This is a genomic window from Anoxybacillus dikiliensis (assembly GCF_050613275.1).
In the GTDB taxonomy this organism is placed as follows: domain Bacteria; phylum Bacillota; class Bacilli; order Bacillales; family Anoxybacillaceae; genus Anoxybacillus.
This window is the reverse complement of record NZ_CP187112.1, coordinates 1,035,209-1,050,280: the sequence shown is the minus strand read 5'-3', so window position 1 is coordinate 1,050,280 and position 15,072 is coordinate 1,035,209. Positions and strand designations below refer to the sequence as shown.

The 15,072-nt window shown below is 41.8% G+C and carries 19 protein-coding genes; all 19 read right to left on the bottom strand.

The window, feature by feature from the left end; translation table 11 throughout:
• Complete coding sequence (fliR, locus tag ACPF7I_RS05615; RefSeq protein WP_430744329.1) at positions 1 to 780, bottom strand: flagellar biosynthetic protein FliR; 780 nt, start codon at positions 778 to 780, stop codon at positions 1 to 3.
• Positions 777 to 1,046, bottom strand: coding sequence for a flagellar biosynthesis protein FliQ (gene fliQ / locus ACPF7I_RS05610; protein WP_009732900.1), 270 nt, complete (start codon positions 1,044 to 1,046; stop codon positions 777 to 779). The genes fliR and fliQ overlap by 4 nt, the downstream gene beginning before the upstream one ends.
• A gap of 14 nt (positions 1,047 to 1,060) precedes the next feature.
• The gene (gene fliP / locus ACPF7I_RS05605) at positions 1,061 to 1,726 is read right to left on the bottom strand and encodes a flagellar type III secretion system pore protein FliP (RefSeq protein WP_021094202.1); all 666 of its coding nucleotides are present in this window, start codon (positions 1,724 to 1,726) and stop codon (positions 1,061 to 1,063) included.
• Positions 1,719 to 2,345 carry a flagella biosynthesis regulatory protein FliZ gene (gene fliZ / locus ACPF7I_RS05600; protein ID WP_430744330.1) on the bottom strand — a complete coding sequence of 209 codons (627 nt, stop codon included), beginning with the start codon at positions 2,343 to 2,345 and terminating at the stop codon, positions 1,719 to 1,721. The genes fliP and fliZ overlap by 8 nt, the downstream gene beginning before the upstream one ends.
• Positions 2,346 to 2,357: 12 nt before the next feature.
• On the bottom strand, positions 2,358 to 2,717 hold the full coding sequence (locus tag ACPF7I_RS05595) for a response regulator (protein ID WP_003394872.1): 360 nt from the start codon (positions 2,715 to 2,717) through the stop codon (positions 2,358 to 2,360).
• A 19-nt stretch (positions 2,718 to 2,736) separates the two neighbouring features.
• The gene (gene fliY / locus ACPF7I_RS05590; RefSeq protein ID WP_430744331.1) at positions 2,737 to 3,888 is read right to left on the bottom strand and encodes a flagellar motor switch phosphatase FliY; all 1,152 of its coding nucleotides are present in this window, start codon (positions 3,886 to 3,888) and stop codon (positions 2,737 to 2,739) included.
• Positions 3,878 to 4,876, bottom strand: a complete 999-nt coding sequence (gene fliM / locus ACPF7I_RS05585; RefSeq protein ID WP_009732896.1) for a flagellar motor switch protein FliM — start codon at positions 4,874 to 4,876, stop codon at positions 3,878 to 3,880. The genes fliY and fliM overlap by 11 nt, the downstream gene beginning before the upstream one ends.
• A 31-nt stretch (positions 4,877 to 4,907) precedes the next feature.
• Positions 4,908 to 5,321, bottom strand: coding sequence for a flagellar basal body-associated protein FliL (fliL, locus tag ACPF7I_RS05580; RefSeq protein ID WP_021094205.1), 414 nt, complete (start codon positions 5,319 to 5,321; stop codon positions 4,908 to 4,910).
• Between the two features lies 1 nt (position 5,322).
• Entirely contained in the window at positions 5,323 to 5,550 is a 228-nt protein-coding gene (locus tag ACPF7I_RS05575) for a flagellar FlbD family protein (RefSeq protein WP_043964761.1), read from the bottom strand.
• A 40-nt stretch (positions 5,551 to 5,590) separates the two neighbouring features.
• The gene (locus tag ACPF7I_RS05570; RefSeq protein WP_430744332.1) at positions 5,591 to 7,018 is read right to left on the bottom strand and encodes a flagellar hook-basal body complex protein; all 1,428 of its coding nucleotides are present in this window, start codon (positions 7,016 to 7,018) and stop codon (positions 5,591 to 5,593) included.
• A 78-nt stretch (positions 7,019 to 7,096) separates the two neighbouring features.
• Positions 7,097 to 7,465: a TIGR02530 family flagellar biosynthesis protein gene (locus ACPF7I_RS05565; protein ID WP_430744333.1), complete on the bottom strand. Its 369-nt coding sequence runs from the start codon at positions 7,463 to 7,465 to the stop codon at positions 7,097 to 7,099.
• Between the two features lie 13 nt (positions 7,466 to 7,478).
• The gene (locus ACPF7I_RS05560; RefSeq protein ID WP_430744334.1) at positions 7,479 to 7,946 is read right to left on the bottom strand and encodes a FlgD family protein; all 468 of its coding nucleotides are present in this window, start codon (positions 7,944 to 7,946) and stop codon (positions 7,479 to 7,481) included.
• A gap of 11 nt (positions 7,947 to 7,957) precedes the next feature.
• On the bottom strand, positions 7,958 to 9,277 hold the full coding sequence (locus ACPF7I_RS05555) for a flagellar hook-length control protein FliK (RefSeq protein WP_430744335.1): 1,320 nt from the start codon (positions 9,275 to 9,277) through the stop codon (positions 7,958 to 7,960).
• Positions 9,278 to 9,291: 14 nt separating this feature from the next.
• A complete protein-coding gene (locus ACPF7I_RS05550; RefSeq protein WP_430744336.1) occupies positions 9,292 to 9,903 on the bottom strand; it encodes a MotE family protein in 612 nt (203 codons plus the stop codon).
• Between the two features lie 6 nt (positions 9,904 to 9,909).
• On the bottom strand, positions 9,910 to 10,353 hold the full coding sequence (gene fliJ, locus ACPF7I_RS05545; RefSeq protein WP_430744337.1) for a flagellar export protein FliJ: 444 nt from the start codon (positions 10,351 to 10,353) through the stop codon (positions 9,910 to 9,912).
• 7 nt (positions 10,354 to 10,360) lie between these two features.
• Positions 10,361 to 11,674 carry a flagellar protein export ATPase FliI gene (gene fliI / locus ACPF7I_RS05540; protein ID WP_430744338.1) on the bottom strand — a complete coding sequence of 438 codons (1,314 nt, stop codon included), beginning with the start codon at positions 11,672 to 11,674 and terminating at the stop codon, positions 10,361 to 10,363.
• Complete coding sequence (gene fliH, locus ACPF7I_RS05535; protein ID WP_430744339.1) at positions 11,671 to 12,450, bottom strand: flagellar assembly protein FliH; 780 nt, start codon at positions 12,448 to 12,450, stop codon at positions 11,671 to 11,673. Before fliH ends, fliI begins: the two co-directional genes overlap by 4 nt.
• A complete protein-coding gene (gene fliG / locus ACPF7I_RS05530; RefSeq protein ID WP_430744340.1) occupies positions 12,434 to 13,450 on the bottom strand; it encodes a flagellar motor switch protein FliG in 1,017 nt (338 codons plus the stop codon). The genes fliH and fliG overlap by 17 nt, the downstream gene beginning before the upstream one ends.
• Before the next feature lie 13 nt (positions 13,451 to 13,463).
• Positions 13,464 to 15,050, bottom strand: coding sequence for a flagellar basal-body MS-ring/collar protein FliF (gene fliF, locus ACPF7I_RS05525; RefSeq protein ID WP_430744341.1), 1,587 nt, complete (start codon positions 15,048 to 15,050; stop codon positions 13,464 to 13,466).
• Positions 15,051 to 15,072: the final 22 nt, after the last annotated feature.

Here is a 15,072-nt window from a genome sequence, read left to right as displayed (position 1 = left end):
TTACGCGCCCCCTAACAGCTTCATCATGCCGCGCATCGACGTAAAAGTGAATTCAAACAGTTGTTTTGTTACAACAAACATGCTTGAAAATACAATGACAAACAAAACAAAACTAACGATAATTTTTACAGGCAATCCAATAACAAAAATGTTCATTTGCGGAACGGTGCGCGCGACAATGCCAAGCGCTACATCGACTAAAAATAAACAGCCAACAATGGGAATGGCCATTTGTAACGCAATGACAAACATCGCTTGAAATAAACGAACGACTTGTTCTGCGATTTGTCCATTTCCGAAAGAAATGAGACGCTCGAGCGGAATGAACTGATAACTATAAAAAATACCGTCTAACAACAAATGATGTCCATTGACGGCAAGCAAAAAAAACAAAGCGATCGTATACAAATATTGTCCCATTAATGGGCTTTGTGCGCCTGTTTGTGGATCGATGACGTTCGCGATCGCAAAACCCATTTGAAAATCAATGAGTCCGCCCGCAATTTGAATCGCTGACATGATCATGAAAGCAACAAGACCGATAAGTAGTCCGACAAGCACTTCTTTGATTAGCAACATCATATACGTTCCGTCAATATCGATTGGTTTCGGATCAAGTGAAAAAAACATGATCCAACTAATGAAAAAAGCAAAACCGATTTTATGAACGTTTGGCACATTTCGATAAGAGAAAAGCGGCATCGTCGCAAAAAAGGAAGCGACGCGCGCAAAAATAAGCAAAAACGTTGGTACATACGTGTATAACTCCATACGCTTCATCCTACAAATTTACTTAAGTTGCTAAAAATATTGTATGCATACGAAATCATGCGGGAAAGCATCCACGGCCCGAAAAAAACGAGACCGATGAGAACAGCGACAATTTTTGGAACAAACGCCAACGTCTGTTCTTGAATTTGTGTCGTTGCTTGCAAAATGCTGACAAATAATCCGACCGCAAGCGCAAGCAACATGAGCGGCCCACATATGACAAGCACCATATATACACCGCGTTCTGCAACTTGAATGACAAAATCGGGACTCATTTTTCCCACCTACTTTAAAAGCTTTCTAATAACGATTTCACAACTAAATACCAACCGTCTACGAGAACAAATAATAAAATTTTAAACGGCAACGAAATCATGACCGGCGGCAACATCATCATCCCCATCGACATCAATACGCTTGCAACAATCATATCAATCACTAAAAACGGGATGAATAGCATAAAACCGATTTGAAAAGCCGTTTTTAATTCGCTAATCGCAAATGCAGGGACGAGTGCTGACATCGGAATATCTTGCACTGTTTTTGGCTGTTCAGCTCCTGCATAGCTTAAAAATAAAGCTAAATCTTTTTGCCGCGTATGTTTGCTCATAAACTCTTTCAACGGTACTTCGGCTCGTTCATATGCTTGCTCTAAGTTAATTTTTTCATCAAATAACGGTTGTAAAGCGTCACGGTTGATTTGTTGAAATGTCGGTGCCATAATAAAAAATGTTAAAAATAGCGATAGCCCGATGATCACTTGGTTTGGCGGCATTTGTTGCGTGCCGAGCGCCGTTCTGACAAACGATAAGACGATGACGATGCGCGTAAACGACGTCACCATAATTAAAATGCCAGGCGCAATCGACAACACGGTTAACAACAATAACAGCTTCACAGATGTCGCTACATTGTCAGGCGCGCTATTGTTAAAAAACTGCATCACTTCATTCATGTGGATCCCTTTCTTTTTCTAGCGCTCTCATCGCTTTTTTTCGCTCTTCAGCTAACCGTTGTAACTCGCGGTCAAATAACTGGCGAAAACGAGGTTCGCTCGCTTTCTGCTGCCAAAGCGATTGGAGCGATTTCCATACGCTCGTATCAAGCAATGAATCAAGCCGCGCTTCATGCTGCTTAAGCAACTCTTCAATTTCTTGTTCGTCCGTAATTTCTTTCAATAAATGGATCGATTCCCCTACACCGACAATAAACACACGTCGACCAACTTTCACAATTTGAATCGTTCGATTCGTTCCTAAACTTGTCCCGCCTAAATGTTGAATGAGCCCTTTGCGCTCATAAAATCGGTTTTGTTTATTTAGCCATTTTAAAAGAGCATATAACAAAAACACAACAAAAGCCGTTGCAGCGATTAGCTTGGCAAAATCCCAAAACGTAATCGGATCCGGTTGAACAACCGTTTCCGCTTTCGTTGCCTCGTTCACTTGTTGTTCTTTACACTTTTCTGGATGCTCTACACATTCTTTGACGCTATTCGTTTGTTCTGCAAAAGCAGGGGAAACTGCTTGCAGAACAACGAACGCGCACAACATCATGATGCGAATATAGCGCAATGAATTCCACCTCTAACCGAGCGTTTTATTAATGGCTTCAATGACGCGATCTGCCTGGAAGGGCTTGACGATAAAGTCTTTTGCCCCTGCTTGAATCGCATCAATGACCATCGCTTGTTGTCCCATGGCCGAACACATAATGACTTTTGCGTTACTATCAATTTTTTTAATTTCTTTCAACGCTGTAATGCCGTCCATTTCTGGCATCGTAATGTCCATCGTGACTAAGTCTGGGCGAAACTCTTTATATTTTTCTACTGCTTGCGCTCCATCAGCCGCCTCAGCAACGACTTCATGTCCGTTTTTCGTTAAAATATCTTTAATCATCATTCGCATAAATGCTGCATCATCAACAATTAAAATTCTCGCCATTCTCCAAAAACCTCCCAAATTATCGTAATTTGTTTAATCGATCGCTCTGGCTAATAATGCTTGTCACGCGCACGCCAAAATTTTCATCAATGACAACGACTTCACCTTTGGCGATCAATTTATTGTTTACTAAAATGTCAACCGGTTCACCAGCCAGCTTATCGAGTTCGATAATGGACCCTGACGATAAGCTTAAAATATCTTGAACAGAGCGCTTCGTCCGCCCAAGTTCTACCGTCACTTGCAACGGAATATCAAGCAACATGTCGAGATTGCGCGATTCCGCCTCTGGCAATGGCGCTGGTTCAAAACTTGCAAAAGCAACAGGCTGAACGTTGACAGGCTGCTGCACAGCTCCCGTTCCTACGTGTTGAGGAGCTTCTTTTTGCGTTTGTTGAGCCGGTGAAGGCGCTTGTTGTGTTTGTGCGGATGGCGCGGTTTGACGTGGCTCATTCGTATTTATTGTAGCTGATGTTTGTGCATTTGTACTAGACGGATTTAATAAATTTTCGACTAATTCTTTCGCAAAATGAATCGGAAGTAACTGCATAATGTTCGAATCAATTAAGTTGCCTACTTTTAAACGAAACGATACTTTTACAAGCACATCATCTGGTGGTAAATATTCAAACCCTTCTCCTTCTGATAAATCAAGCAAATGCAAACTTGGCGGAGAAATATCGACTTTTTTACTAAAAATCGTTGACATCGATGTGGCGGCCGAACCCATCATTTGGTTCATCGCTTCTTGCACGGCACTTAGCTGAATTTCATCCATGAACGCTGGTGGATTTGTTCCGTCTCCGCCCATCATCAAATCAGCAATAATGGCCGCGTCAGACTGCTTAATCACGAGCAAATTCGTTCCTAAAAATCCTTCCGTATAGCTTACTTGAATCGCCACATACGGATGTGGAAACTCCTCTGCCACGCGTGAACGCTCAATGAGCGAAACGCTTGGTGTTGTAATTTCCACTTTTTGGTTTAATAACATCGAGAGCGCTGTCGCTGAACTACCAAATGAAATGTTTCCAATTTCACCAAGCGCATCTTGTTCGATCGGTGTTAACACTTCATCGATCGACATTGTGCTAGACGGCATCGGGTCTTCGTCAATTCCTCGCAACAACGCATCAATCTCGTCTTGAGATAACATATCGTCACTCATCATCGCCGTCTTCCCCCTTTATCACATCTAAAATTTGTACGGCTAATCGTTTATTCATTTTTCCGGGCTGTCCAATAAATTTTGGCACATCTCCTACTTTGATCACAAGCGGATCGCGCACGGTTTGATCTAGCTGAATGACATCGCCAACGGAAAGTTGTAAAAATTCTTGGATAGAAATGGTCGATGTGCCAAGCTCTGCGATCATCGGCACTTTCGTTTGTTTTAGTCGCTTTTGTAACGTCGCCACTTCCTCTGGTTCGCGCGCTTTTTTTTGCGTTTGCATCCAATAATGAACCGATAATTTCGGAATAATTGGTTCTAACACAACATGCGGAATACAAATATTAATCATGCCACTTGTATCACCAATTTGCGTATTTAATGAAATAACAACAACCGTCTCATTTGGTGATACCATTTGTAAAAATTGAGGGTTTACTTCAAAATCTGTTAACATTGGATCGATATCCGCTACTGATTCCCATGCTTCACGCAAGTTGCTAAATGCTTTTTCAAACAAATTTGACATAATTTTCGTTTCGATTTCTGTTAAGTTTTCAATTTTGTTCAAACTTACCCCTCTGCCGCCTAATACGCGATCAAGCATCGCATAAGCGATATTTGGGTTTACTTCTAACAGCACGCGTCCATCAAGAGGGGGGACTTCAAACACTGTTAAAATCGTCATTTTCGGAATGGATCGAATAAACTCCTCATACGGCAATTGATCAGCCGATGCAACGGAAATTTGCACGTATGTGCGCAACTGCGCTGAAAAAAATGTCGTTAATAATCGAGCAAAGTTTTCATGTATGCGCGTTAAGCTGCGAATTTGGTCTTTCGAAAACCGCAACGCTCGTTTAAAGTCATACACTTTTACTTTTTTCTCTGCTTCTTCTTTTTTCAATTCATCGGCGCTCATCTCTCCAGCAGATAGCGCCGCCAGCAAGGCATCTATTTCACTTTGTGATAAAACTTCTCCTGACACCGTTCTCACCTCCTACTCCTATTCATTTTATTTACTGGAGAATAAAGGAGGTTATATAAATTTTCTCAACTTTTCCTTCTTGCATGACCTCATTGATGCGTTCGCGCAGTTTTTTCTCTAGGAGCAGTTTTCCTTGCTTTCCTTTAAACTGTTCCGCCGTCATTTCTGACAATTCTTCAATAATAATATTTTTAATTTGAAAATCGCGCTTTTCTGCTTCTTCTTTTGCTTTTTCGCTATCTGTTTGAATTTTAAACGCGATTTTAATAAAGCTACCATCCATTAAATTCGTCATCATTTCCGGTACATCAAATGAACTTGCAACAATTTCATCGACCGTCGGTTCTTTCGGCTCATCGTTCCCCATAAACTTCATCACTACAACAAGTGCAACAACACTAACGAGCGTAATGACGCCCATTACAATAAGCATGATTTTTAACATTTTATTGTCTTTCAACGTCGGATCCCTCCGCATCTCTCCTTAATCCGAGAACAGAAATGTTACGATAAAACGTTTCTACTAATAACATAACATCTTCAACAGACTCCCGCACGACAAACTTTTTACCATTCGTTAACGTAATTGTCGTATCTGGGAATGCTTCAACTTGCTCTATGTAAATGGCGTTTAACGTAAAAGGTTTGCCGTTTAGCCGCGTTAATCGAATCATTATGTATCGGGGGCAAACGCCCCCGTCCCCCCTTTATTTATTATTTCTTCAAGTTGACGAGCTCTTGTAAAATTTCGTCCGACGTTGTAATAATGCGCGTATTTGCTTGGAATCCGCGTTGTGCAACAATCATTTCCGTAAATTCTTCAGATAAGTCTACGTTTGACATTTCAAGCGCTCCAGAAATAATTTCACCTGCTCCATTTAAGCCAGGGCGCGACAACTCATTAATCGTCAACCCGTTCGCATTTCGGTCAAGCTTACCGGAGTTGTTTGTTTCTTTAAACGTATTGCCACCCATTTTTTCTAAACCACTTGGGTTTGGAAATTGTGCCAATAAAATTTGTCCAGCAATTTTTAATTGCCCGTTGCTATCGATGAACGTCACTTTTCCATCTGCCGTAATCCCAAAGCTTTTCGCCGTTTTCGGAATTTGAATGAGTCCTGGCTCAAAGCTTGTCACATTTCCGTATTTTGGCTCACTATAATCTTGTAATACTTGCTGGACGCTTTCAATAAAGCCGCTAATTTGCTCCAAGAAAGGTCCCATCATTTTTTCAGCCTCTTCTAGCGCCATATCCCAATTAATTTTCGTTGGATCCGTTTGAATGGTTGGTACTGGATTAATGGACGCTTTTGGTGCTACCTTATCATTAAACGGTTCATTTGTACTATTTAACCCACTTGCAGCACCTGTTTGTCCTGTAGTATTATCATATATTTTTCCAGTTATTTGACCATTTAATTTGTTCAACTGATTGTTTAATTCATTAACAAAAGCAATAAATTGTGTTTTTCCAGATGTCGTATCTGTTGTAAATTCACTCTTCCAGTTTTTTATAAAATCGACTAAACCATTTGGCTTAGTTGTTGCTCCTGATACCCCGTTAATAAACGTTTCAATATTTCTCTTAGCCACATCTACGAATGGAGCATTGTTTTTGACCGTATCTACATCTTTAATCGCTGCCTCGCCAATTAAATATTGTCCGTCCGAGTTAACAATATAACCGTATTCATCCAAATAAAAGTTTCCAGCACGTGTAAAGCTTAAGTTAAAGACACGATCAATCGGCACACCTTTATTTACTTTATTCGTACCAAGCTTTCCCGCGGGACCGTCCATATCGATAAGCGTCACATCATTGATTGAACCTACGACAAAAAAACCGTCGCCACCGAGCGCTAAGTCAAGCGGACGCGATGTTGTTTGCGTCGAACCTTGCGTATGAATCGTTTCGATTGAACCGAGGCCGCTTCCTAGTCCGATTTGTTTGCCGTTCATTCCCCCACGCGTTCCTGTTGATGATGTCGCTGCGGAAATTTGTTGTGATACGAGATCTTTAAATGTGACGCGCGCTTTTTTATAACCATACGTATTGACGTTAGAAATATTGTTACCAATGACGTCTAATTTATATTGAAAGTTGCGAATACCACCAATGCCAGTGAACATGGAACGTAACATATGATCCTCTCCTTTTTGTTATTTGAGCGGCTTCTGTCATTCCGCACGCTCAAAGGCTTCCTGTAAAGGTCCAGCCTTTTATATAATGATGGCGCCATTAATATTTGTAAACAGTTGCGTTTGTGCTTCTTCGCGATGCATCGCTGTAATGACTGTTTGATTCACAGCGCTCACAATTAATGCAGCTTCATTTGTAATGACGAGCGAGTCGCGCACCCCTTTTTGTTTCGCTTCTACAATTTTTTTCCCAATCATCGCCCATTGTTCATCGTTAATATGAATATTTCGCTCTTGCAAACGTTGTTGCGCATGCTTGCTTATTTTCAACCCTTTTCCTGCTTCAGTAAGCGCATCGCGAAACGATTGTCGCTCTGACTTTGATGAAGCAACGACTTGCTTTTTCGGCGGAATAAGCGGGGCATGCGGAAAAAACTGTATTCGATCCATTCCCTCACCTCCTTTATTGCGACACTTTTGTGACGCGAGAGGCTAACACCGTTTCTCCTTGTTCAAGCTCTAACCATATATCTGTGCCTTTTTGAACGACCGCTTTCACAACACCGCTTTGTTCATCCCATGTGACCGTTTTGCCAATCCATTCGCTATATTGAGCAAGCGACGGTGTAGATTGTTGTTGCATAAGCTTTTGCAACGCATCTAGCGTGCTGACAAGCTTTTCTGATGTACTTGTTTGCGATTCAATAAACTTGCCCATCATATTCGACATATTCACCATTTGTTCAAGCGATGAGAAATTTGCCATTTGCGAAATAAATTCTCGGTCTTCCATCGGGTTTAACGGATCTTGATGCTGCAATTGGGCAATTAAAATTTTTAAAAAATCATCTTTTCCTAATGAGCTTTTCCCTGTTTCTCTTTGTTGTGTTTGACGCTGTGACAAAAGCAAACTCGGATCGATGGCTGTCACGTTCATCACCTCTATTCAAAGTCAAACCATTCTTTCAACCACTCATCAAAAGATTCGTCATGTTGTTTCTTTTGTTCTTTTTGTTGCTCTTGGTGTTGCTGTTTTTGTTGTTGGAATGAATGGTCGCGAAATTTCGCTTCATCAAATACATGAAACTTTTCAACAGTAATATGGTCCGCAATATGCGCCAGCTGATGAATATGTTGTTCAACTAACTGTTTCGCCGCATCGGTTGATGTAATCATTTTTGCCGTCAATTTTCCTTTTTGTTGAATGAGCTTAATTGTGATATACCCTAAATGTTCCGGATGCAAACGAATGAGCATTTGCGTATTGCCATTTTTCCAATGTGTTAGTTTGCTTGCGCGCAAAATACGTTCAAATTGTGTAACAAAAGGCGTATCTTTTGTTGTATCGATCGTGTTTAGCTCCATCGGTGCATGTTCATTTGTTTGCTGTCCGACATGTAAAATATGTTCATACACGCGAGCGATCGGTTGTTTTCGCTCTTGTAATAATGATGTAGGTTCTTTTTGCACAAATAGCTGTGCTTGGGATAATTTTTGGACAGCTTGCTTCTCTTGCGTGAATGAGCCAACATCTTTAGAATCCACTTGTCCCCTTGGCAGTAATGCAACACCTTTAGAATCCACTTGCTGACCTTGAAGTAATGCAACGCCTTTGGAATGAAATCGTTTTTCTTGCAAACGTGATGTGAATAGCGCATCTTTCAAAAGATGTTGAAGGGCGCGATCGTCTTGCGTATAATACGTGGCATTCGTCCGTTTTTCGCTATTGTTCATTTCTTTTGTTAATGTTTGCAACATTGCTGCGATCGTGCCACTTTGTTTATCATGTATTCCAAACATCGTGCTTAGCGTTTTGCGTACTTGTTCGATGATCGGCTCTGGAATCGTTTGCTGCTTTTGTTCGAGTTGAAACAAAACCATCATAAGCATCAGTTCATCTTCTTCATCTCGATCATCCTTCGACACAAATATCGTTTCAAACGGTTGATTTGTTGAGAAACGATCGACCATTTTCTCTTTTACTTCTTCTGGTAAAAGAGAAAGAAACGACTGTATCATTTCGTTTGACAACATGTCGGTATGTGCATACGTGACATCGTCCGGCAGTTGCGTCAACCATTGTTGCCATGCTTCCCAATCGATTGATTGCACCATATGTTGCTCAGGCAATGGTTGCGGTGCCGACTGTTGCCGCAACGATGAAAGTAGATGGGCAAATGCGTTGCCATCATTCGTTTGGACCGTTGTTTCTGCCTGTTGCCCACGAAACGAAGTCAACGAGGAAATCGGCGCGATATTCATCTACTCACCTCCTTTCAATTGTTCGCTTTTTTCGCAAGCAAGCTCGTATATTTCGCCGCATTTTGTGCATCCATTTTTTCTAAAATGGCCGCCACTTTATCTGTTTTTAACTGCGATAGCAAATCGACGGCTTCGCGGTCCGACATTTGTGGAATAATTTCTGCCGCTTTTTTTGGAGACATTGTTTCATACATTTTGACAACATCGACACGCGAAGTATTTGTTTGCTCGGCTGGCGGCGTTGTTGTCGGCTCTTGAGCTTGTTCCTTCTCTGCTTGCAGGCGCGCAATTTCTTGTTTCAGTGCATCAATTTCCCCTTCTTTTTCTTTGAGCGCATCGTTTGCTTTTGTTAGTTGTTTCTCTTTTTCGACAATGGTTGCTTTTAGCTCAACGATTTGTTGTTGCAGTTTCTTTTTTTCGTTTGCTTCCGTTCCTTCAATCCATTGCGATACGAACGGCAATTGACTCGCGTATTTTTTCCCTTGTTCAAATACGTTAATACCGGAGAATGTTAAAATGAGCAAAACAACCGAAATGGTAAATAAAAGTGGAATAAAAACGACAAAGAGAAACCATTGAAACTTACTTGTTTTTTTCGTTTCTTCTTCTTTTTCAAACTGTTCCATTGACGCTCACCTTATCTCTCGATAGCAATATTGCTGTATTGAAATATCGTCCATCTGTTTTTGTTCTGCGATTCGCATTTGTGTCGCAATCATTTCGTCATATTTGTCTTTTATTTTTTCGTATTTTTTCACTTCTACGTTTAATTCAACTAACTTCAGTTGCTTCAACTCCATTTGTTGACGGGCTTGTATAACAAGATGTTGATAATGGTCGATGACGCGTTGCAAATTGCTCATAAATTGTTGAAACGAACGAATATGTTGAATCGCTACCCCTAACTGTAGTTGTTGTTTATGTTGTTCTTCATATTCTTCTTTTTGTTTTAAAAAGTGATATAGTTTTTCCGCCACTTCTTCAAATCGGCTGCGCGCCTCTTCATATTCGTGCAGCGCTTTTTGTTTTTCATGTTCTTTTAAGTTTAAAATTTTCGTTAATTTAAACGGTGTCATCGTTTATTCACCCTTGTTCAATAAGTTGAAACAACTGTTGAACGCTTTCATTTATTGTGTATGATTCATGAACATCTTGCTTTAAAAAAGAAATAATTTTCGGATAATAGCGAATCGCTTCGTCAATTTCCCGCGACGACCCTCGTTTGTATGCACCAATTTGAATTAAATCCTCAGACTGAACGTATGTCGCAAGCAACTCGCGCAATTTTTCGGCCATTTTGCGATGTTCTGGCGTTACGATGTAGTTCATGACGCGGCTGACGCTTTTTAATACGTTAATTGCTGGATATTGCCCTTTATTTGCTAGTTGACGTTCCAAAACAAAGTGGCCATCTAAAATACCGCGAACGGTATCAGCAATCGGTTCGTTCATATCATCGCCGTCAACAAGCACTGTATAAAAGGCAGTAATCGTTCCGTGTTCATTCGTTCCCGTCCGTTCAAGCAGTTTTGGTAACATAGCGAAAACAGACGGTGTATATCCTTTCGTCGTCGGTGGTTCTCCGACAGCTAATCCGACTTCACGTTGCGCCATTGCAACGCGCGTGACAGAATCCATCATAAACATGACGTTCAGCCCTTGGTCTCGAAAATACTCGGCAATAGCTGTCGCTGTATACGCCCCTTTAATGCGCATGAGCGCTGGTTGATCGGACGTCGCAACAACGACAATGGAACGTTTTAATCCTTCTGGCCCGAGGTCACGTTCAATAAACTCTCGCACTTCACGTCCGCGCTCTCCAATAAGAGCAATGACGTTTAAATCAGCGTTTGTGTTGCGGGCAATCATTCCCATTAACGTACTTTTTCCAACCCCAGACCCAGCAAAAATGCCGACACGTTGCCCCTTTCCGACCGTAAGCAAACTGTCGATCATTTTCACGCCGACTTCAATGGGCTCCGAAATCGGTGGACGCGTCATCGGATTTGGCGGTTGACGATCGATCGGAACAGCCGTCAGCCCTTTCGGAAGCGGCTGCTCATCGATCGGAGCACCTAATGCGTCAATGACACGTCCGACAAGCGCTGAACCTACTTTAATTTCTAACGGAGAGCCCGTTGCCTCTACAATGCAACCGGGGGCAATATCTTGAACCGTTGCATATGGCATTAATAGTACGTATTCATCGCGAAATCCAACGACTTCGGCTTGAATTTTCTTCTTTTTTTTATGGCCGATATGAATATAGCACACATCTCCGATCGAGCTTTCCGGGCCTTTCGCTTCAATCATTAAGCCGATGACGCGCGTCACTTTACCAAATCGTTTATACGGGTCGAGCAGTTCAATTTCATTGATAAGCGCTTGCCAGTTCATTCAATTGCCCCCTCGATTCGTTCGAGCAATTGTATCTTCAATTGCTCAAGTTGCGTGTCAACGCTTGCATCAATGCGACCAAACGGCGATTCAACAATACAACTTGTCTCCGCCAATGTTTCATCCGGATAAATAAACAAATGAACGTCTTGACTAAATAGCGCTTTTAGCTCATCTTTTTGGCGAATGACGACATCATAGTACGTCGGGTGAACATACATTTTCACTTCTTCATGTTCACGAACTTCTTTTATGACTTGCTTCACAAGACCGAGAAAATGTTCTTTATTTTCAGCAAGACGTTCACCGATAATTCGTTCCGCCACTTTGCACGCGATAAGCAAAATCGTTTCATCAGCCGACTGCAACATGTGATAAAATTGTTCATTTGCTGACTGCACGATTTGTTTTGCTTCTTGGATCGTTTCCATGTACTGTTGAAATCCTTCTTGGCGCCCTTCTTCTAAGCCGATGGCATATCCTTCTTGACGCGCTTGTTCAATCCATCGGCTTCGTTCTTCTTCCCATCGCCTTTGTTCTTCGGCAATTTGTTGTTGAACAGATGCGTAATACATATCCGCTTCTTGGCGAATGTTTGCCGCTTGCTGTTCTGCTTGTTCCATGATCATTTGTGCGTGTGCTGTCATCGTTTCGTCATGCTGTTCGTGTTCTTCTTGTTGCACGTCTGGCAACACTTTTTTTACTTGAATGACGGCTCGTTGTTCCGTACACGTTTTAGCAAACGGGGCTTTAATGACTTTAGACAATAATATCATCTCCTCCACCGCGAGCGACGACAATTTCACCCGCTTCTTCGAGACGACGAATAACTGCAACAATACGCGATTGCGCTTCTTCTACGTCGCGAAGGCGAACAGGACCCATAAACTCCATTTCTTCTTTAAACGTTTCCGCCATGCGCGATGACATATTGCGGAATACGACTTCTTTCACTTCGTCGCTAGACACTTTTAATGCAAGCAACAAGTCGGCATTATCCACTTCGCGAATGACACGTTGAATGGCGCGATTATCAAGCGTAACGATATCTTCAAAGACAAACATCCGCTTTTTAATTTCTTCCGCTAACTCCGGATCTTGAATTTCAAGCGCATCTAAAATTGTTCGTTCTGTTGCGCGATCGACACCATTTAGCACTTCGACAACCGCTTCAATACCACCTGTTTGCGTGTAATCTTGTACAACTGTCGTCGATAGTTTCCGTTCGAGCACTTGCTCAACTTCATTAATCATTTCTGGTGATGTGCGATCCATAAGGGCAATGCGGCGCGCGACGTCCGCTTGCATTTCTTGTGGTAACGCGGACAAAATTTGTCCCGCTTGCGCCGGATCTAAATACGACAGTACGAGCGCAATCGTTTGTGGATGTTCGTTTTGTAAAAAGTTTAAAATTTGCGCTGGATCGGCTTTCCGTGCAAAATCAAACGGACGCACTTGCAACGCGGACGTTAGACGATTAATAATGTTCATCGCTTGCTCTGGCCCTAACGCTTTTTCAAGCACTTGTTTCGCGTAAGCAATACCGCCTTGTGAAATGTAATCTTGCGCTAAGGCGATTTGATGAAACTCTTCTAAAATCATTTCTTTTTTCTCAGCATCAACTTGACGAACGTTAGAAATTTCAAGCGTTAGCTTTTCGATTTCTTCTTCTGATAAATGTTTATATACCGATGCTGAAACGTCTGGTCCTAATGAAATGAGGAGAATGGCTGCCTTTTGTTTTCCTGTTAATTCTTTTGGATCGCGTTTTGCCATACAATCCCCTCCTTTACTCCTCTGCAAGCCATGTTCTTAACAGTTTCGCAAATTCTTCTGGCTTTTCTTTTGCGAGCTTTTCAAGCTGCTTGCGGCGCAACGTTGCTTCTGTTTCGACTTCTTCGTTTACATCTGGAATTTGTACTGCTACTTGTTCTTCTTGCAATGGCTGTTCGTCCATTTCTTCTTTCTTCCGTTTACGCAACCATAAAAAGACGATCAAAGCAAGCAACAACACGATGACTCCGCCACCAACAATATATGCCCACGTCGGGATGGCTGATGTTTGTTCGTCAAACTGCACTTTTCCATTAAATGGTTGTACGGAAACGACGACGCGGTTTTGTAAATCTGCATCTGTCCATTGTCCAGCGATCTCTTTATCAACGGACGTCCGCACAATCGTACCTAAAATTTTGGTAATGTCATCAACCGTTTGGGCCGGGAGTGAGTTCGGATCGTTTGGTGTCGGTGGTTCTACCATCACTTGAATGCCTAAATCTTTTATTTTATAAGGACTTGCAACAATTTCTCTTTTTATTCTATTAACCTCGTTATTAATTGTTTCTTCAATTCGTTCATAATCGCCGTTTGTCTCGCCATTGGCACCTTCATATCCTGGCACTTCGTTTTCTCCTACGCCTGCTGTGCCACCCGGCTGTGCTCCTTTTCCTGAGAACGTCTCAGTAATGCGTTGCACACTAACGGCGATGCCTTCCATATTCTCTTTATCGACCGGCTCAACAAGTTCTTCTTGGCGGTTTTCTTGCGTAAAATCAACGTCTGCTGTAACGGAAACGACAACTTTATCTTGTCCGATCATCGTTCCTAACATTTGTTGGACGCGGCGTTGAATGTCGCGCTCAATTTGTTGTTTTACTTCATATTGTTCAGCAAATGTTTTGCCTGACGAAAAATTTTCTTCATTTTTTAAATCAAAGTACTCAAAATATTGATTCATAATGACGATATTTTCAGTAGGAAGATTCGGCACGCTTTTGGAAACAAGGTGATATAGCGATTTCATTTGCTGTTCATTAAATTTATATCCTGCCTTCGTTTTCAAAACGATGGACGCAGATGCCTCTTCCTGTTGGTCACCAACAAAGATGGTCGGCTGGGGTAGGTTAATCATCACCTTTGCATCTTCTACCCCGTCGATACTTTTTATTAAATTGGCGAGTTCCGTTTGCATCGCCTCAATTTTCAACACGTTAAATTCATTATCCGTCATCCCGAAACCAGAGTTTTTTCCAAAAAACGAATAATCAATACTTCCGCTATCAGGAATACCTTCTGCAGCTAATTCAACTTTTAATGTGTTCACAAGCTGTTCAGGCACTAAAATCGTCGTGCCGTTATCGGTAATTTGCGACTTAATTCCTCGCTGGTCAAGCGTCGCTTTAATTTGTCCCGCTTCTTGTGGCGATAAATTGCTGTAGAGAGGAACAAAGTTCGTTCGCGTCGCAAAAAAAGCAGTAAGCGCAACAGCGACGACCAACAGCCCGACAAGTCCTAGCGCCATCGCTTTTTGCTGTTTTGTTCTCTCGCTCCAAAACAATTGAAATCGTTCTATCGCTTGTTTTAATCGCTCGTTCATACGCTTCCTCCGCTATCTCTTG